The sequence below is a fragment of the Methylophilus sp. OH31 genome, from assembly GCF_000576615.1.
Lineage (GTDB): Bacteria > Pseudomonadota > Gammaproteobacteria > Burkholderiales > Methylophilaceae > Methylophilus.
The window spans coordinates 873556-891215 of the sequence record NZ_BAUS01000002.1; the positions used below are offsets into that span (position 1 = coordinate 873556).

General features: G+C 50.2%; 17 protein-coding genes. 9 read left to right on the forward strand and 8 right to left on the reverse strand.

Annotated features, from left to right (window positions below):
* Positions 1 to 41: 41 nt before the first annotated feature.
* Together OH31_RS06045 and OH31_RS06050 are read right to left on the reverse strand one after the other, a co-directional pair.
* Positions 42 to 698, reverse strand: coding sequence for a PEP-CTERM sorting domain-containing protein (locus OH31_RS06045; RefSeq protein WP_148296195.1), 657 nt, complete (start codon positions 696 to 698; stop codon positions 42 to 44).
* Between the two features lie 116 nt (positions 699 to 814).
* Positions 815 to 3094 (reverse strand): calcium-binding protein, encoded by a 2280-nt coding sequence (locus tag OH31_RS06050; protein WP_242402215.1) that lies wholly within the window; start codon positions 3092 to 3094, stop codon positions 815 to 817.
* Positions 3095 to 3356: 262 nt separating this feature from the next.
* On the opposite strand from OH31_RS06050, the gene OH31_RS06055 reads away from it, so the two are divergent.
* On the forward strand, positions 3357 to 3938 hold the full coding sequence (locus tag OH31_RS06055; protein WP_024930030.1) for a PEP-CTERM domain protein: 582 nt from the start codon (positions 3357 to 3359) through the stop codon (positions 3936 to 3938).
* A gap of 62 nt (positions 3939 to 4000) precedes the next feature.
* Here OH31_RS06055 and OH31_RS06060 read toward each other — a convergent pair whose 3' ends face one another.
* From OH31_RS06060 to OH31_RS06080, 5 genes are all read right to left on the reverse strand, one after another.
* A complete protein-coding gene (locus OH31_RS06060; protein WP_019882186.1) occupies positions 4001 to 4714 on the reverse strand; it encodes an SAM-dependent methyltransferase in 714 nt (237 codons plus the stop codon).
* Between the two features lie 105 nt (positions 4715 to 4819).
* Complete coding sequence (locus OH31_RS06065) at positions 4820 to 6259, reverse strand: DUF4139 domain-containing protein (RefSeq protein ID WP_024930031.1); 1440 nt, start codon at positions 6257 to 6259, stop codon at positions 4820 to 4822.
* Positions 6260 to 6368: 109 nt separating this feature from the next.
* On the reverse strand, positions 6369 to 6965 hold the full coding sequence (locus OH31_RS06070) for a Maf family nucleotide pyrophosphatase (RefSeq protein WP_024930032.1): 597 nt from the start codon (positions 6963 to 6965) through the stop codon (positions 6369 to 6371).
* Positions 6966 to 7015: 50 nt separating this feature from the next.
* Positions 7016 to 8869, reverse strand: coding sequence for a sodium-extruding oxaloacetate decarboxylase subunit alpha (gene oadA, locus OH31_RS06075; RefSeq protein ID WP_024930033.1), 1854 nt, complete (start codon positions 8867 to 8869; stop codon positions 7016 to 7018).
* Positions 8870 to 8908: 39 nt separating this feature from the next.
* Positions 8909 to 10327 (reverse strand): acetyl-CoA carboxylase biotin carboxylase subunit, encoded by a 1419-nt coding sequence (locus OH31_RS06080; RefSeq protein ID WP_019882190.1) that lies wholly within the window; start codon positions 10325 to 10327, stop codon positions 8909 to 8911.
* 324 nt (positions 10328 to 10651) lie between these two features.
* Between OH31_RS06080 and OH31_RS06085 the strand changes: the two genes are divergently transcribed.
* The 8 genes from OH31_RS06085 (at position 10652) to fabF (ending at position 17091) form a co-directional block, all read left to right on the forward strand.
* Positions 10652 to 11158 carry a DUF177 domain-containing protein gene (locus OH31_RS06085; protein WP_024930034.1) on the forward strand — a complete coding sequence of 169 codons (507 nt, stop codon included), beginning with the start codon at positions 10652 to 10654 and terminating at the stop codon, positions 11156 to 11158.
* A 189-nt stretch (positions 11159 to 11347) separates the two neighbouring features.
* On the forward strand, positions 11348 to 11527 hold the full coding sequence (gene rpmF / locus OH31_RS06090) for a 50S ribosomal protein L32 (RefSeq protein ID WP_018985326.1): 180 nt from the start codon (positions 11348 to 11350) through the stop codon (positions 11525 to 11527).
* 157 nt (positions 11528 to 11684) lie between these two features.
* Entirely contained in the window at positions 11685 to 12737 is a 1053-nt protein-coding gene (plsX, locus tag OH31_RS06095) for a phosphate acyltransferase PlsX (protein ID WP_019882192.1), read from the forward strand.
* 48 nt (positions 12738 to 12785) lie between these two features.
* Positions 12786 to 13730, forward strand: coding sequence for a beta-ketoacyl-ACP synthase III (locus OH31_RS06100; RefSeq protein ID WP_024930035.1), 945 nt, complete (start codon positions 12786 to 12788; stop codon positions 13728 to 13730).
* 79 nt (positions 13731 to 13809) lie between these two features.
* On the forward strand, positions 13810 to 14733 hold the full coding sequence (gene fabD, locus OH31_RS06105) for an ACP S-malonyltransferase (protein ID WP_024930036.1): 924 nt from the start codon (positions 13810 to 13812) through the stop codon (positions 14731 to 14733).
* Positions 14734 to 14742: 9 nt separating this feature from the next.
* Positions 14743 to 15483, forward strand: a complete 741-nt coding sequence (gene fabG / locus OH31_RS06110; RefSeq protein WP_019882195.1) for a 3-oxoacyl-ACP reductase FabG — start codon at positions 14743 to 14745, stop codon at positions 15481 to 15483.
* A gap of 86 nt (positions 15484 to 15569) precedes the next feature.
* Positions 15570 to 15806, forward strand: coding sequence for an acyl carrier protein (gene acpP / locus OH31_RS06115; RefSeq protein WP_019882196.1), 237 nt, complete (start codon positions 15570 to 15572; stop codon positions 15804 to 15806).
* Between the two features lie 52 nt (positions 15807 to 15858).
* Positions 15859 to 17091 (forward strand): beta-ketoacyl-ACP synthase II, encoded by a 1233-nt coding sequence (gene fabF, locus OH31_RS06120; RefSeq protein ID WP_019882197.1) that lies wholly within the window; start codon positions 15859 to 15861, stop codon positions 17089 to 17091.
* A gap of 62 nt (positions 17092 to 17153) precedes the next feature.
* Here the strand turns inward: fabF and tpx are convergent, their stop codons facing one another.
* Positions 17154 to 17657, reverse strand: a complete 504-nt coding sequence (tpx, locus tag OH31_RS06125; protein ID WP_019882198.1) for a thiol peroxidase — start codon at positions 17655 to 17657, stop codon at positions 17154 to 17156.
* Positions 17658 to 17660: the final 3 nt, after the last annotated feature.

The window sequence follows — 17660 nt, forward strand, 5'->3', positions numbered from 1 at the left end:
GCAAAAGGCCAGGTGTCTGGCCTTTTGCGGGGTGCGAATGATTAGTGTTGTTTACGACGGCTGATCAAGGAGACCAAGGCCAGACCAAACATCATTAATGCATAGGTGTCTGCTTCTGGTACTGTGCTGATGCCAGTTTGAGCAACATTGACGCCGGAAATGGCGAAGTCATTCAACGCGTTGAAAGGGGCTGATGTCAGTGTGTAAGTGATTTTGAAAATATCTGCATTGTTACGCGCAACGCCTAAGTAAATAGCCGTGCCGGTATTGCTGTCTGAGAGGCCATCTTCAGTGTATGACTCCAGAATGTTGCCGGAGAAGTCATAAGCCTGGATCAGGGCGGTAAAGCTACCATAATAGTTTGACTGGATATATGCGCCTGCGCCAAAAATACCGCTATCGAAGTTGAGTGAGATTTCTGGGCCTGCGCCGGACCCTGTCCACAGCAGAGGCTCATTGGCAGGCATGTTGCCATTCCAGCCTGTGCCCTGTTGTATAGCTTGCAGTGTGCCTGCGGTTGAATATACGCTACCAGTGCCGCCTGTGTAGGTAAATGCGGTGCCGCTGGTAACGCCACCGATACCGAATTGACTCCACTCAATATCCTGGCCTGTGATGGCTGCGTTTACTTCTACGGCTGATGCATCATAACTCACCATAGCACCGATCAGTGCCATCCCCATTATTAACTTCTTCATTTTAGTCTCCCTATGTTTTTGTTTAATTAACCTTTAAAAAGGTTGCTAAATTTAACATGGATTTAATTTGATGTGGAATAGTCCTTATGGGTAGAGGCCATGCATTGGCCGTGTGGTTATTCAGCGGATAACCTGGGCGTTTGCCATAAAGCATGTAATTTTTCTTTTTGACGTTCTAATGCTTCGGGTGACTCTTCAGCAGACGCCTGCTGTTTTTCCACATCTGGGAATGTATGAAAAAAGTCATCGACCTGTGCGTTGTGTAATTGTTTAGCATCCCCGCTCTGAATAGTGAGAGTTCCCTGGCTGACAAACCAGTTGAGTAGGGTGATTTCGTCGCTGCTGTGTGCAAGCTTGATGTGCAGATTTTGCTTGTTGCGCGCGAGAGCCACTTCACTGGCTGGAATATCTTGCCCGAGCGCTAGCGTGAGTTGTGACTGGTTATTTTGCTGTACGCTGTCTTGTCCATCACCACGGGTGAAAATGATGTGCGTTTTGCCTTTGAGGGCGATGAGATGGTCGTTGCCTCTTCCGCCAACCAGCGTATTGTTGCCTTCTTGGCCGTCGAGGATATCGTTTCCCTCTGCGCCTGTGAGTGTATTATCTCTGGCATTGCCAAAGATAATATTATCCAGTTGATTGCCGTTGCCATCTGTGGCATCTGGCAGCAATATTAGATTTTCAACGTGCTCAGGTAGCTGATATTGGTCTGTATTGCTGTAGACCGTATCATTGCCATCGTTTGCATTTTCTTTAACCATATCATGTGCATGGTCGACATAGTAGGTATCGTTACCAGCACCACCTATCATGATGTCTTCCCCCTCAGCGCCATCCAGTATGTTATTTGCCGGGTTGCCGATCAGGAGATTATCTAGTGAATTGCCATTGCCGTTGATGTGGCGGTTTCCTAATAATTGAAGCTTTTTAAACGCCTCAGGCAGTACGCAATGTTGTTCGCATGTAAAGTTCGTAGACGTTTCTGCTGTGCGGGAAGGGCCGTCCATTGAAAGCGTGACTTTTGCAGCCATGCGGTGGGATTGTTTGTACAGCAGATGGTAAATGGTTCTTGGTTTTTCTGGGTTCACAGCCTTAAGTATGTAATTGAAGCTAAAGGAAAAGTTGTTAGCGATGGTAGGCGAAAACACAATCTTGTTGTCAGATGTGAGCATAATGCTGCCTGCGTCAATATCTCCCAGATTGTCTAAGCGGATTTCTTTACCATATTTGTCTGTAATGGCTTGTATTTTCAGTCGTCCAGGTTGCATGCTGAAGTCATTATTTGTCAGGCGATTCGCATCTATGACCATGACCTTGGTTGGATTGCCAAACGGTTTCATGATCTGAAAGTCACCGTCATGCAAAGTGATCGCATCCGCGACTGGGATAGGCTCAGGGATGGTCAGGTCCACCCAGCCGGTGTTCTTGAAGTACAGCGTTTCGATATTGACCAGTATATCGCTCCCGTCACGCGCATTTATCCGGTCGCTGATGCGCCAACTGGCGTCGTTGAGTTTTTGTAAGCGGTATTCTTCCAGGTTGCCGGTAAAAGCGGCCATGTCCACTCCTTCGCTACCCTCCAGCGTATCGTCGCCAGCGCCACCTTCCAGTACGTCGTTACCTGTACTGCCGTTGAGCCTATCGTCACCTTGCTGCCCAAGCAGAATATCATCTCCAGTCCCGCCGAGTAGCTGGTCCTGGCCTTCCCCGCCATATATCAGGTCATTGCCGGCGCCACCATCTACCAGGTCACTGCCCACGTCTCCGACCAGTACATCATTTGCGGCTCCGCCGATCACGATATCATCGCCTGCACCTGCGTTGATGTAGACGGAGCTTCTACCGCCGCCAATTAAAATATCATTGCCACGATGGCCAAATGCAATCTCAATGTCTGACTGTGCCAGATTCAAGACATTGCTTTGTGGTGAGGTAAAGACCACGCTATCTATGCCTTCACCGCCTTTAATATGCGACTCAGGATTTTCCACCAACAGTATGTCGTCTCCTGTGCCCGCGTCATAGCTATCAATGCCCGCGAGTCCAGCGAGCCAGTTATCGCGTTCATCTCCTGCCAGATAATCAGCCTCATGCGTGCCTATCAGCATGTATGCGGGGGAGTCTTGTATGTCCAGCGCAAGCAAAGACGGCTTTTGGGTAAATAGGATATGAGGGGTGTTGGCGGGGTTGCCGCGCCGGTTGGTTACGTAATCATAAAATAGCTGACGTTCCGGGTAGGTGGCTTGTAGCGTTTTTGCCAGAAAAGTAGACTGCTCTTCGCCCGCGATGATGGCCTGGATTAATTTGAACGTGGTGAGGTCTTGTTTGTTGCCAACCAGGGCCAGCTGTTCAGGCGTGATGGCAATATGCCAGCCATGACCTTCTATTTCGATCAACCCTTCAGCCGCATGTCCGTTCTGGAGACAGAAAAGGGCCGCCCATACGAGTGCGTGTTGAGTTATGCGAGGATGCATCTCTGGCCTTTAATATTGATTGCGTGTAAGGATGCCACATTATTTGTGAATTTATCACCCGCTTTTATCAGGCCGTGCCTGAAAATCATATGGATGTGCGGGTGATATTTCAATTTAACCTGTTGCAAATTAAGTTAAAATAAGTTAATAATAGTGGACTTTTATATTAATTTGGAGAGCTGAGATGAGATTGTTTAAACATGCATACAAGCGTGGCATAGCCACTGCATTATTAGCTTTGGCGATGGCGAGCGGTGTTGCCACCAGTGCACAGGCCGCGTCTGTTTCAGAAGGCGTCACGGTGATTCCGGGTACTTATTTATTCGATTTTGATACAGGGTCATTAACAACTGGTCCTGGTGCAGATGTGTGGTGGGAGCAAATTACGTCAACGAGCCGCGTATTGATGCCTTATTCAACGGCTCAACTCGCTTATGTCGGCCAAGTAGGTGTTGGTGGTTTGAGTTTTAATGCATTGACGGTGAGTGATCTTGAGGCGTTGACGTATTCTTCTACAGGGATTAGCGGTGGCGATGTCGGGAATTTGCTAACGGCTAACTCAGTATTCGCGGTTAAAACGGATGCAGGTAACTATGGCAAGGTATTAGTGACTTTTCCATTTTTTCAGGCTTATCAAAACAATGGGTTGGGCGTTTATTGGGTAACCATGACGCCAACTCTACCAGTCCCCGAAGCTGACACTTTTAGCATGTTGCTGGCAGGGTTTGGCCTGATGGCCTCTGTTGTTAGACGTCGCTCAGTCTGATTGATCGCTGGCTATGAAAAGCCCCGCTTGATGCGGGGCTTTTTTATGCACTTAATTATTCATTATGCAAGTAGCAAAAATACGGTAGGTTTTTTATGCACATCCGGCAACGCTGATTTTTTCCAGTCGGCGATGGTTTTAGTCACAATCAATTCATCTTGTGCAGTGATATTGCATGCCACGCATAGCAGCGTGAGCGGTTGCAGGTTGGCAACCAGGTCTTCCAGCACATGCTGGTTGCGGTAAGGCGTTTCGATAAACAGCTGTGTGGCCTGTTGTTTTCTGGAGTCAAACTCAATGCCTTTGATGGTTTTGATACGCTCGTTTTTATCGCTGGGCAAATAGCCTAAAAACGTAAACCGCTGGCCATTGAGGCCGCTGGCCATCAAGCTCAGTAACAAACTGCTAGGGCCGATTAAAGGCACTACACGTATGCCTTTGTGATGTGCAACTGCCGCTAATGCGGCGCCAGGGTCAGCAATGCCCGGGCAGCCAGCTTCGCTCATTAACCCTACGTCAGTGCCTTGCTGTATGGGTTGCAATAATTTAGCCAGGTCTTTACTCGGTGTATCTTTAGTGAGCACTGACAGGTTTAATTCGCGGATAGGCACCGGATGGCCGCTGGCGGCTAGGAACTGGCGCGCAGTTTTTTCATTTTCGACAATAAAGTGGCGCAGGCTGTGCATGCGTTGCACGACTTCTGGCGGGAGCACTTGTTGCGGGGTGGTGCCTTCAGCGAGAGGGACGGGGATAAAGTATAAAGTGCCGGCAGCCATAATATGATCGATAGGTTTTTAAAAGCCGGATTATCCCATGCAGGGCATAAAAAAAGCATTCTTTTGCAAGAATGCTTTTTCTGAGACTGCTTGGATGGCGAGAGATTAATACTTCACTTGTACACGATATTTAAGCGTCACATCACCTTCAGCAGGCACATTGACTTGCCAGGTGGCTTGATGCGCGTTGGTTTTCTTATGCGCGTGTGATTCATTGAGGATTTTCCAGTCGCCATTGATCGGCTCTTGCACCGTCACTGTCACGGCTTCTTTTTTAGCGTTATGCAGGGTGATGGCATAAGCGCTTTCATAAAGTTGCGTCTGGTTTGGTTTGCTCAGGTTTTTAAAGTCGGTTTGCACGCGGTCGGCGGTGACATCAAACGCGTTGCCGAGTTTAAGGCGTACGGTATCGTTTTTCGGCGTATGGTCGATCTGGTCTTCACCGACAAATTGTGCGGTGCCATCATTATCTTTTTTATACACCCGCATCGTGCCTTTAGGTAAAGGCAGGCCTAACTTGCTGCTTTCCTTATTTTCAAACTCGACAAACACTTGCACCTTTTGTTTTTTCTCAACGTCGCGGTACTGGCCTTGATAGTAGTAATCGGCGCCCGTTAATACCAGCTCTTTACGTGCAGGAATACGCTGGGCAGAAAGCAGGGCGACTTGTTTGGTCTGATTCTCGCCTATGGTCGTCGTGCGAGGTAGCGTATACAGGTGATATTCAAGCAGGCCTTGCTCGCTGGGCATGGCTGCATCAGCCACCATGGCTTCAGAACGCATCATCATGGTTTTGGGGCGGATGGTTTCGCACACACGGTTAACGTCACCTGCCACCAGTTGCACTTTGGCATTAGGATAAGCCGTGCCACTGGTATTGGTGAGTGTGACCCAGCCGGAGAGATCAATCGCGTCTTCTTTGCTGCTTAGCTCGGCCACGTAGTCGGCCTTCCATTGCAGGCCGCCAGTGAGGTAGCTTAATTCGAGGCTGGTTTGTTCTGCGCCCTTGTATTGCACCTGCGTGGTCAGGGTTGGCCGGTCTTTGAGTTGGCCTGGCACGTTAGGGTAAACGATGCGGCCAGAGATGCCAGTTTCAATGCGGTTGCCGATTTTGAGCACGACACCATCTTGTGCGGATAACACGGTTGCGGTTTCTTGCGTCTCGGCACCTGTGCTTGGGTTAGTGTGGATAATCGTGACTTGCTGGCCTACGTGTTTCTCCAGCAGTTTTTGTGGGGTGAGAAGGTCAAAGTCAAAGTTCTGCTCCAGCACTTGCAGGCTGGTATTGGGCAACAGGCTACGCAACAAGGCCGTTTCAGGTTTGATTTGCGCACTGACATCACGGAATGACAAGGCAGATAAGCCATTATTCAAACTGAGTTTACGGTTATCTTTTACTAGCGCCAGGTCTTCGTTGTAGATGGTCACCGCGACGCTGGTTTGGTCTGATTGCGGACTGGTCGTCGTCACTTCTGCTTGTGCTAATGAACTACTGCACAATGAAACACTACCCAGGGAAAATAACAGCAGGGAGCTGAATCGCATGAATATCCTCTCGTTTTTTGTATGTAAGCGTACACGCTTGAGACTGCCTTAACGCAACAGCCGTTCAAAAGTTAACACACGATTTTATTCGGCGCCAGAGGTAGCGGGGTTAAATCCTAGAGGTGGACAAGACATCAACGCCAGCTTGTTGCAGCATATTGACCAGTGCGATCACTGGTAGGCCAATCAGCGCATTGGGGTCGTCACCACGCATATAGTCTAGCAGCGCGATGCCCATGCCTTCAGACTTGGCGCTGCCTGCGCAGTCGTAGGGTTGCTCCAGCCGCAAGTAGGTTTCAATTTGCAGGGTCGTTAATACTTTGAATTTAACAAAGTAGGGCACATTAGTCGATTGCATGTACTGGCTGCTACTATCGTACAAACACAGCGCACTATGAAAAATCACTTCTTTGCCGCTAAGCATGGTCAGTTGTCTGACCGCATTCTCGTGATTGCCAGGTTTGCCTATCTGCAAGCCATCGACTGTTGCCACCTGATCGCAGCCAATAATCAGCGCATGAGGCTGGCTCTCGGCTACTTTGCGTGCCTTGCCTTCGGCCAGGCGCAACGAGGTGTGCTCAGGGCTTTCGCCATCAAGCGGGGTTTCGTCAATTTCGGGCGAGATGCACTCAAACGGGATATGCAGCTTTTGCAGCACTTCGCGGCGGTAACGAGAAGAAGAGGCGAGAATGATAGATTTTGTCATGGCTAAAAGCAAAAATCCCTGAATTGCTTCAGGGATTTTTGTGCACTGGATTATTCCGGTTGAATTTCAATCAGTGTTTCATCCGGGGTGACGCTGTCACCTTTGGCGACATGGATCGCAACCACGGTGCCTGATTTGCTGGCCTGGATTTCGTTTTCCATTTTCATCGCCTCAATCACTAGCACGCCATCACCTGCGTTGACCTTGTCACCGACATTGACTTTGACGGTAACAATGGTGCCTGGCATGGCGGTGGTGACGCAACCTGGGTGGCTAGGGCGTGGACGACCGCTGGCTGCCACAGATGCTTTTTTCTTGCCGCCAGCAGAGCCATTATTCGCACCACCACTGACTTCCATCTCGCTCAGCGTTTCTACAAATACTTCTTCCGAAATGCCATCGACTTTAACGTAGTAAGGCTTGCGTTCTTCACCGGCGTGACCGCTACCTGTTAGTTTGATATGGTAGGTTTCACCGTGCAGTGTGATGTTAAATTCGTTAGGCGCGTAGCGTGCGGCAGCCGTTTGCTGAGTCACGGCGTCTTTGCTAAGTAGCGGTTCTGGTGTCAATGAACCGGCATTGCGTTCTTGCAAGAAGGTCTGGCCAATATCCGGGAACATGGCGTAGGTCAGTACATCTTGCTCATTGTTGGCGAAACGCTCAGCTTCAGATTGCAGTCTTGCCAGTTCTGGTTGCAGCAAGTCTGCCGGACGGCAAGTGATGACTTCTGCATCGCCAACCGCTTGTTTGCGTACGTCTGCATTTACAGCAGCAGGTGCTTTACCATATTGGCCCAACAGGTAGTTTTTCACTTCGTTGGTGATGGACTTGTAACGGCCACCAGTTAATACGTTTAATACAGCCTGCGTACCCACGATTTGTGAGGTCGGTGTGACCAACGGAGGGTAACCAAGATCCTGGCGTACACGCGGAATCTCAGCCAGCACTTCATCCATACGGTTGAGTGCGCCTTGTTCTTTCAACTGGTTAGACAAGTTGGAAATCATGCCGCCTGGCACCTGGTTAACCAAGACACGGGTATCTACGCCAGTGAATTCGCTTTCGAACTGCCAGTATTTCTTGCGTACTTCTTTAAAGTAAGCGGTGATTTCCTGCAGTTTGCCCAAATCGAGGCCGGTGTCGTACTCGGTGCCCTTTAATGCGGCGACCAGGCTCTCAGTGGTCGGATGGCTGGCACCTTCAGAGAAGGATGAGTTACAGGTATCAATAATATCCACGCCGTTTTCAACGCTCTTCAGCATCACCATGCTGGCCAGGCCGGAGGTGGCGTGGCTATGCATATGAATCGGTACGCTGACGGCGGCTTTCAATGCTTTGACCAGATCGCCTGCCAGGGTTGGGGTTAGCAAACCTGCCATGTCTTTGACACCAATACTGTCACAACCCAGGCCTTCAAGCTCTTTGGCCATGTTTACGAAGTAATTGATGTCATGCACCGGGCTGGTAGTGAATGACAGGGTGCCAATCGCGTGTTTTTTAACGTTTTTAACGGCTTCAATCGCTGTTTTCAGGTTGCGGATGTCGTTCATCGCATCAAAAATACGGAACACATCGACACCCGTGTCAGCCGCCTGTTTGACGAAGGCGTGTACGACATCGTCAGAGTAGTGACGGTAGCCCAGCAAGTTCTGGCCACGCAACAGCATGTTGATAGGTGTATTAGGTAATGCTTTACGCAGACTGCGCAAGCGCTCCCATGGATCTTCTTTCAGAAAGCGCACGCAGGCGTCAAAGGTGGCACCGCCCCAGGCTTCCAGGGACCAGAAACCAATCTCATCCAGTTTGCTGGCAATCGGCAGCATATCTTCGGTACGCATGCGCGTCGCGATCAGGGATTGGTGTCCATCTCTTAAAACGAGTTCGGTGACATGTATTTTGCTCATAATCTTGTCGATCTAAATTAATATCTGCAATACGGTTAATCAAATGCCTTCGTGGGCAGCAATCGCGGCAGCAATTGCTGCGGCCATCAACTCTTTCGGTAATCCGACATCATATTCTGTCAGCTCGGGATGTTGTTCCACAAAGCTGGTATTGAAATCGGCCGCCCGGAAATCTGGGTGTAGCATGATTTGCTGGTAGTAAGGGATCGTCGTTTTGACGCCATACACTACCATGTCGTTCAGCGCACGGCGACCGCGCTCAATCACACCTTCCCAGTCCAAAGCCCAAACTGTCAGTTTGGCGCACATGGAGTCGTAGTAGGGCGGAATGACATAGCCGCTGTAAATTGCTGCATCCATACGTACACCGGGGCCGCCCGGTGCATAGTAGCGCGTGATCTTGCCAAAGCTGGGCAGAAAATCCTTTTGCGGGTCTTCAGCGTTGATACGGTATTCCATGGCAAAACCACGGAAGGCGATTTCGCTTTGCTTGTACTGCAGTGGCAACCCAGCAGCGACACGAATCTGTTGCTGTACGATATCGACACCAGTGATAGTTTCAGTCACGGTATGCTCCACCTGCAAGCGGGTGTTCATTTCCATGAAGTAGAAATTGTTGTCTGAATCGAGCAGGAACTCGACCGTGCCGGCATTTTCATAACCGACTGCTTTCGCGGCCTTGACGCCCAGACCACCAATGTAATCGCGTTGTGCTTGCGACAGTTGTGGCGAGGGTGCAATTTCAATCAGTTTCTGGTTACGGCGCTGGATAGAACAGTCGCGCTCAAACAAGTGGATGACATTGCCATGCGCATCGGCCAAAATCTGTACTTCAATATGGCGAGGATGTACGACACATTTTTCCAGGAAGACTTCAGGTTTGCCAAAGGCTTTGCTGGCTTCGGAAATCACGCGGTCGTAATTACTTAATAATTCTTTTTCGCTATCGCAACGACGAATGCCGCGGCCACCACCACCATTGGTGGCTTTTAACATCACCGGATAGCCAATCTTTTTAGCCAGTTGCACAGCGGCATCTAGAGATTCCAGGTTGCCATCACTACCTGGCACGCAGGGAATACCCGCATTGATCATGGCGTTACGTGCCTGAATCTTGTCACCCATCTGGCGAATTACGTCAGCTTCAGGGCCGATAAACTTAATACCGCGGCGGGCACAGACCTCAGCCAGCTCAGGATTTTCAGACAGGAAGCCATAGCCAGGATGCAAGGCGTCACAGCCTGCAGCCACAGCAATGTTCACAATGTTGTGTGCGTTCAGGTAGCCTGCCACCGGGTCAGAGCCAATATTATAGGCTTCGTCAGCTTTCTTGACATGCAAGGCATGACGGTCGGCATCCGCGTAAATGGCCACCGACTTGATGCCCATTTCTGAACAGGCGCGCACAATACGTACCGCAATTTCACCGCGATTCGCGACTAAAATTTTCTTAAACACACATTACCCTTAAAGCAAGAAAAAAGGACAGAGTCTTTTAGTAACTCAACCGTTTATTTAGTTAGCAACTGCTTGTATTTAAAGCGCTTTGAGTTGGTTTGGTTGTGGTTTTGCACTAACAAGGCCGCCTGAGCGGATGGCCGATTATGCAAACCGGCACCATGAGTGCGCCCTTGATAAAGAGCGCCGCGTGATGCGACGTCATTATAACAACAAACCGAGGTCTTAAAAAGTAGAACGTCATTTTTGGCCGTGGCTGGTCGTCAAGATCGGCCGAGTTTGCTATAGTGTCATGCTTGTTTATATTTAGAGTTTTCTTAGCTTATGACGCGATTTCAGGAGCTGGCCCGGCAGCAAAAAAACAGTGAGGGTGAGCTGACACTGTCATCTTTGCCGCGCTTGCAAGAGGCTTTGCATGCATTGGGTGTCACCGATGCCGCTGCATTGGGTGCGTTGCGCGTGCATTATCAATTACAAGGGTTGCCGTCGCGTTTTTTTAGCGAGACTGCCTTGCCTATGTTGTCCTTAGCGGTGCAGGCGGCGTTACCGTTGGTGTGCCAGCGTTGTTTTGCCCCGTTGCCGCAAGCGCTTGATTTGCAATTTGAGTTTGCATTGTGCGATGAGCCGCCGGAAGCGCTGCTTGAAGATGAGCACGTAGACTGGCTGGAAGAGGGGGATGAAACGATCATTGAGTCATTGGTTGAAGATGAGTTGTTGATGGCTTTGCCCATTGCGGTGATGCATGAAGAAGCGTGCGTCAGTTTGCAGCAATCTGCCGGTGAAAAACCTAATCCGTTTGCGGCGCTCAAGCAGTTAAAGCTGGATAAATGATCGCTGAGCGTTTGGTTTGTGCACGCTGAAAACGCAAAAAAGCAAATCAAAAGCGATATTTGCAGGATTTATTTGCAGTTGTCTCTGGAATATTTTATAATTGCGGATTAGGTAGCATTTTAAGTTTATTTATAACTGCCCTTTAACTTCATTCTCTGAGGTGTGGCGGTTTGATTTTGGAGTATATAAATGGCAGTTCAGCAAAACAAAAAGACACCGTCCAAGCGTGGTATGCACCGTTCACACGACTTTTTGACAAACCCACCTTTGGCGATTGAGCCAACGACTGGTGAAGTACATTTGCGTCATCACGTGAGCCCTAACGGTTTTTACCGTGGCCGTAAAGTGATGCCAGCTAAAGGCGAATAATCGCTGCATTAAAGCGTCAAGCTTTAAAACACGCCGCGCACTAAAATGCGCGGCGTTTGTGTATCTGGCGTAAGCCTGCACTTGCCTGCATCTGAGTAATTGAGCACTGTGTTTTAATAACAGGTGCCGTGCATGGAAAGTAAATTTGGGAAATGACATGACAACTGGTCAACACGTGCATTCACAAGAAGTAGTGATTGCCATTGATGCCATGGGGGGAGATCACGGTCCACATGTGACTGTGCCTGCGGCAGTGCGTATTTTGAACGAAAATCCTAATCTCAATATTATTCTGGTTGGCTTGCAAGATGCGGTTGAGGCCGAATTAAAAGCATTGCATGTATCGCCTAATCCGCGTTTGCGTGTGCATCATGCCAGCGAAGTGGTGTTGATGGATGAATCGCCACAAAGCGCGATGAAAAATAAAAAAGATTCTTCCATGCGCGTGGCCATCAATATGGTCAAAACCGGCGAGGCGCAAGCCTGTGTCAGCGCAGGCAATACCGGCGCCCTCATGGCGACAGCACGTTTTGTGCTTAAAACCTTGCCTGGTATTGACCGTCCGGCCATTGCCTCGACTTTGCCTTCTGAAAATGGCAGTACGTTTATGCTCGACCTCGGTGCCAATGCTGACTGTACCCCAGAGCACCTGTACCAGTTTGCCATTATGGGAGCGATGGTGGTGAGCTGTATCAGCAATAAACCCAATCCTACTGTTGGCCTGCTTAATATTGGCTCTGAAGATATCAAGGGTAATGAAGTGGCCAAGCAGGCGGCGGAGTTGCTGCGTGGTAGCCATTTGAACTTTTACGGTAACGTTGAAGGCGATGATATTTTCAAAGGCACGACCGATGTCGTGGTCTGCGATGGCTTTGTCGGTAATGTGGCATTAAAAACCACTGAGGGCTTGGCACACATGATGGGCAAGTTCCTGACGCAGGAATTCAAGCGCAACTGGTTGACCAAGTTGATGGCACTGGGCGCTTTCCCGGTATTAAAAGCGTTCAAAAAACGCCTGGATCCGCGTCGCTATAATGGCGCCAGCTTTTTAGGTTTGCGCGGTATTGTGGTGAAAAGCCATGGTGGAGCGGACAGCGTCGGTTTTTACCATGCGATTCATGTCGCCATGGAAGAGGCGCAGAGCGGTATTTTGAAGCGTATTCAGGCACAGCTTGAGATCGAGCACCTGACGACTTCCGAGCAGTCCTGAGCTGCATTCGGCTAGGTAATTTGACCCAATTAAGGCATAATCGTACGGATGATTAACGCACGCATCGCAGGCACTGGCAGCTATCTGCCACCCACTATTTTAACCAACGCCGATCTGGAAAAGATGGTCGATACCACCGATGAGTGGATTTTTGCCCGGACCGGTATCAAGCAACGCCATCGTGTCACCGATGAGCGCACCAGTGATTTGGCTACCCATGCGGCACGCAATGCCATTGAGGCTGCAGGCATTCAGGCGCAGGATATTGACCTGATTATTGTGGCGACGACCACACCAGACAAAATCTTCCCCAGCGTAGCGACGATGGTGCAACGCAAATTAGGCGTCAGCGGCTGTCCTGCATTTGATGTGCAGGCGGTCTGTAGCGGCTTCGTCTATGCGCTGACCACTGCCCATCAATTTATCAAGTCAGGCCAGTACCGCAACGTGCTGGTCATCGGTGCAGATACGTTTACCCGCATCACTGATTACACCGACCGTAGCAACTGTATCTTATGGGGCGATGGCGCTGGTGCGGTGATTCTGCAAGCCAGCGAGCAACCAGGGGTACTGTCTACACATATTCATGCCGACGGTAATTACGAAACGTACCTGCATGTGCCACGTAATACGGATGGTGGTCCGGATACCGTGGTGATGGAAGGCAATGCTGTGTTTAAAATGGCGGTGAATACGCTGGACCAGATTGTGGATGAGACGCTGGCAGCGAACAATATGCAAAAGTCTGACATTGACTGGCTGGTGCCGCACCAGGCCAATATTCGCATTCTGCAAGCAACCGCCAAGAAACTGGATCTGCCTATGGAAAAAGTGGTGATCACGGTAGATAGACACGGTAATACTTCTGCAGCGTCTATTCCCTTGGCGCTGGACACTGCCGTGCGTGATGGCCGCATCCAGCGCGGGCAGATTCTGCTCATGGAGGCGTTTGGTGGTGGATTTACCTGGGGTTCTGCGCTGGTCAAGTATTAAAAACCTGTGCAATTTCTGTGTGCAGGCGTCATGTATGTGATGACCTGCTTATTTTTTAGTCAATACGCGATCAAACATTATGTCTAAATTTGCTTTTTTCTTTCCAGGCCAGGGCTCACAGTCCGTTGGCATGATGCAGGGCTTGGAGGCACATGCCATCGTCAAGCAAACTTTTGATGAGGCTTCTTCTGTGCTGGGTGTCGATTTTTGGAAAATGGCGACAGAAGCCAATGACGAAATTAACCTGACCGAAAATACGCAACCTATCATGCTCACTGCAGGGGTTGCTAGCTGGCGCGTGTACCAGGCACTTGGTGGCAAGCTGCCAACAGCCATGGCTGGCCACAGCCTGGGTGAATATACCGCGTTGGTGGCTGCCGGCGCCATTTCATTTGCAGATGCCTTGCCATTGGTCAAGTTTCGCGCCCAGGTCATGCAGCAAGCGGTACCAGAAGGTCAGGGCGCCATGGCCGCTATTTTGGGCCTGGATGATGACACCGTGCGTGCCGTGTGCACCGAAGCGGCCCAGGGCCAGGTGGTGCAGGCCGTGAATTTTAACTCGCCAGGCCAGGTAGTGATTGCCGGTGACAAGGCCGCGGTTGAGCGCGGCATGGAGTTGGCCAAAGCTAAAGGTGCTAAACGTGCTTTGCCGTTACCTGTTAGCGTGCCATCGCACTGTGGGCTGATGAAGCCTGCGGCGGATAAGCTGCGTGAATATTTACAAAATGTAGATGTGCAAGCGCCTGTGGTGCCGGTATTGCACAATGCGGACGTGGTGGCATATAGCGATGCCGCGCAAATTAAAGACGCACTGGTGCGCCAGTTGCATAGCCCGGTCCGCTGGGTAGAGACCGTGCAACAATTAGCCTCACAAGAGGTGTTGAGTGCTGCCGAATGTGGCCCGGGCAAGGTGCTGGCTGGTTTAGCCAAGCGCATTGTAGCTGATATGGTTTGTGTCGCACTGGTCAATGATGAATCTGTGCAAGCATTTGTTGCGCAATAAGGAGTGGATATGTTGAATCAACAAGTAGCATTGGTGACTGGCGCAAGCCGTGGCATTGGCGCAGCGATTGCGCAGACCTTGGGTAAGCAGGGCGCAACCGTGATTGGTACGGCGACTTCGGCCAGCGGGGCAGAGGCGATTACTGCCCACCTGCAGGCCGCCGGTGTGAATGGCGTTGGTTTGGCGCTGGATGTGACCCAGCCAGAACAAATCGAAGCGGTTTTAAAGCAGATAGCAGAACAGTATGGTGAAGTTTCTATTCTGGTCAACAATGCTGGCATCACCAAAGATACCTTGCTGATGCGCATGAAGGATGAAGACTGGGATGCTGTATTGAACACCAACCTGAAGTCCGTGTTCCGTATGAGCCAGGCGGTGTTGCGTCCGATGATGAAGGCGCGCCAGGGTCGCATTATCAATATTTCCAGCGTGGTAGGTCATATGGGCAATGCCGGGCAAGTGAATTATGCTGCCGCGAAAGCAGGCATGACCGGTTTTACCAAGTCCATGGCGCAAGAGGTTGGTAGCCGTGGCATTACGGTGAACTGTGTCGCGCCTGGTTTCATTGAAACCGACATGACGGCCGAACTGCCAGAAGAGATTAAAGCCAAAATGCTGGAGCGCATTGCGGTCGGCCGTTTGGGCCAGGTCGATGAAATCGCCGCCACGGTTGCTTTCCTGGCGTCGCCTGCGGCTGCTTACATTACTGGTGAAACCATCCATGTCAATGGTGGTATGTACTGCGCTTAATATATAGTTTCTTTGGTATTCTGGGCAAGTTTTGCTAGAATACCGGTTTATTGAACACGACACTTATCAACAAAGGGGTATTTTAGATGTCCGACATCGAACAACGCGTAAAGAAAATCGTTTGTGAACAACTGGGTGCAAACGAAGCTGACGTTAAAAACACATCATCTTTCGTAGATGATCTGGGTGCAGATTCTCTGGACACCGTAGAATTGGTGATGGCTTTGGAAGAAGAATTCGATTGCGAAATTCCTGACGACGAAGCAGAAAAAATCACAACCGTGCAGCAAGCGATTGACTACGTCAACGCAAACCTCAAGTAATTCATTGACTTCATTCTTCAATCAGCCCTCGCAAGAGGGCTGATTTTCTATTATGACGAAACGCAGAGTAGTAGTAACTGGCTTGGGCGTGGTGTCTCCAGTAGGGATTGGTACCCAAACCGCTTGGGACAATCTGGTTGCTGGTCAATCAGGCATTACCCGCATCACCAAATTTGATCCCACACCATTCGCTTCGCAAATTGCAGGCGAAGTCAAAGGCTTTAACGCTGAAGACTTTATTCCGGCCAAAGATGCCCGCCGTATGGATACTTTTATCCAGTATGGCCTGGCAGCAGGCCTGGAAGCCTTCCGTGATTCTGGCCTGGAGGTGACTGACGCCAATGCCGAGCGCATCGGTGTCACCATCGGTTCCGGGATTGGTGGTTTGGGCTTGATTGAGTCCACCAACGACAGTTATGACGAAGGTGGCCCACGCAAGATCTCGCCATTCTTTATTCCAGGCACCATTATCAATATGATTTCTGGCAACCTGTCGATTATGCTGGGCTTAAAAGGCCCGAATATCGCCGTGGTGACGGCCTGTACCACAGGCACGCACAGCATTGGTGAAGCAGCACGCATGATTGAGTACGGCGATGCCGATGTGATGGTGGCTGGTGGCGCTGAAGCAGCGATTACCGAGCTGAGCGTTGGTGGCTTTGCCTCTGCGCGCGCCTTGTCTAGTCGCAATGATGATCCGGCAACAGCCAGTCGTCCCTGGGATAAAGACCGTGATGGCTTTGTCATTGGTGAAGGGGCCGGTGTGATGGTGCTTGAGGAGTATGAGCACGCCAAAGCCCGTGGTGCCAGAATTTATGCTGAACTTGCCGGCTATGGTTTAAGTGCCGATGCCTATCACATGACCGCGCCAAATATGGATGGCCCACGTCGATCCATGGTAAACGCTCTGAAAAATGCAGGCGTTAACCCTGATCAGGTGCAGTTTATGAATGCACATGGCACATCGACGCCGTTGGGTGATGCCAACGAAACCAACGCGATTAAAGCGACGTTTGGTGACCACGCCTATAAACTGGTGGTGAACTCCACCAAGTCGATGACGGGTCACTTGCTGGGTGGCGCTGGTGGTTTGGAGTCTGTATTTACTGTATTGTCTATTTACAATCAGATTTCACCGCCTACTATTAACTTGTTTAATCAGGATCCGGAATGCGATCTGGATTACTGTGCCAACACCGCACGTGATCTACAGATCGAATATGCCCTGAAAAACAACTTCGGCTTTGGCGGCACTAACGGCAGCCTGTTGTTCAAGCGCGTTTAAGCGTCGTCTTAGCCAAATAAAAAAGCCAGCATCTGCTGGCTTTTTTATTGCATGCTAATTGCTTATTTCAATACAGCCAGCGCAGCAGCATAGTTTGGCTCGTCAGCGATTTCGCCCACCAGTTCGCTATGCAATACTTGATTGTTTTCATCCAGCACTACAACCGCACGTGCAGTTAAGCCCGCCAGGCTGCTGTCAGTGATGAATACGCCGTAGTCAGTGGCAAATTTTGCAGTGTCACGGAACGTGGACAGGGTGACTACGTTTTCTAGGCCTTCTGCACCGCAGAAACGGCTTTGTGCAAATGGCAAGTCAGCGGATACACACAATACAACGGTATTGTTCACGCTGCTGGCTTCTTTGTTGAATGTGCGTACTGAAGTCGCGCAAGTTGGTGTATCAATGCTAGGGAAAATGTTCAGTACTTTACGCTTGCCGGCGTAGGCATCCAGGCCAACCAGATTGCGTTTGGCATCTGCCAGTTGAAAAGCCGGGGCAGCGTCGCCTGCAGCCAAAAATTTACCGCCAACGGCGACCGGGTTACCTTTAAGCGTTACGCTTGCCATAAT

Excerpts from the sequence above, each read along its gene's own strand:
- OH31_RS06045 (WP_148296195.1), bottom strand. The coding sequence starts at position 698 with ATGAAGAAGTTAATAATGGGGATGGCACTGATCGGTGCTATGGTGAGT.
- OH31_RS06055 (WP_024930030.1), top strand. The coding sequence starts at position 3,357 with ATGAGATTGTTTAAACATGCATACAAGCGTGGCATAGCCACTGCATTA.
- OH31_RS06060 (WP_019882186.1), bottom strand. The coding sequence starts at position 4,714 with ATGGCTGCCGGCACTTTATACTTTATCCCCGTCCCTCTCGCTGAAGGC.
- OH31_RS06065 (WP_024930031.1), bottom strand. The coding sequence starts at position 6,259 with ATGCGATTCAGCTCCCTGCTGTTATTTTCCCTGGGTAGTGTTTCATTG.
- OH31_RS06070 (WP_024930032.1), bottom strand. The coding sequence starts at position 6,965 with ATGACAAAATCTATCATTCTCGCCTCTTCTTCTCGTTACCGCCGCGAA.
- oadA (WP_024930033.1), bottom strand. The coding sequence starts at position 8,869 with ATGAGCAAAATACATGTCACCGAACTCGTTTTAAGAGATGGACACCAA.
- OH31_RS06085 (WP_024930034.1), top strand. The coding sequence starts at position 10,652 with ATGACGCGATTTCAGGAGCTGGCCCGGCAGCAAAAAAACAGTGAGGGT.
- rpmF (WP_018985326.1), top strand. The coding sequence starts at position 11,348 with ATGGCAGTTCAGCAAAACAAAAAGACACCGTCCAAGCGTGGTATGCAC.
- plsX (WP_019882192.1), top strand. The coding sequence starts at position 11,685 with ATGACAACTGGTCAACACGTGCATTCACAAGAAGTAGTGATTGCCATT.
- OH31_RS06100 (WP_024930035.1), top strand. The coding sequence starts at position 12,786 with ATGATTAACGCACGCATCGCAGGCACTGGCAGCTATCTGCCACCCACT.
- fabD (WP_024930036.1), top strand. The coding sequence starts at position 13,810 with ATGTCTAAATTTGCTTTTTTCTTTCCAGGCCAGGGCTCACAGTCCGTT.
- fabG (WP_019882195.1), top strand. The coding sequence starts at position 14,743 with ATGTTGAATCAACAAGTAGCATTGGTGACTGGCGCAAGCCGTGGCATT.
- acpP (WP_019882196.1), top strand. The coding sequence starts at position 15,570 with ATGTCCGACATCGAACAACGCGTAAAGAAAATCGTTTGTGAACAACTG.
- fabF (WP_019882197.1), top strand. The coding sequence starts at position 15,859 with ATGACGAAACGCAGAGTAGTAGTAACTGGCTTGGGCGTGGTGTCTCCA.
- tpx (WP_019882198.1), bottom strand. The coding sequence starts at position 17,657 with ATGGCAAGCGTAACGCTTAAAGGTAACCCGGTCGCCGTTGGCGGTAAA.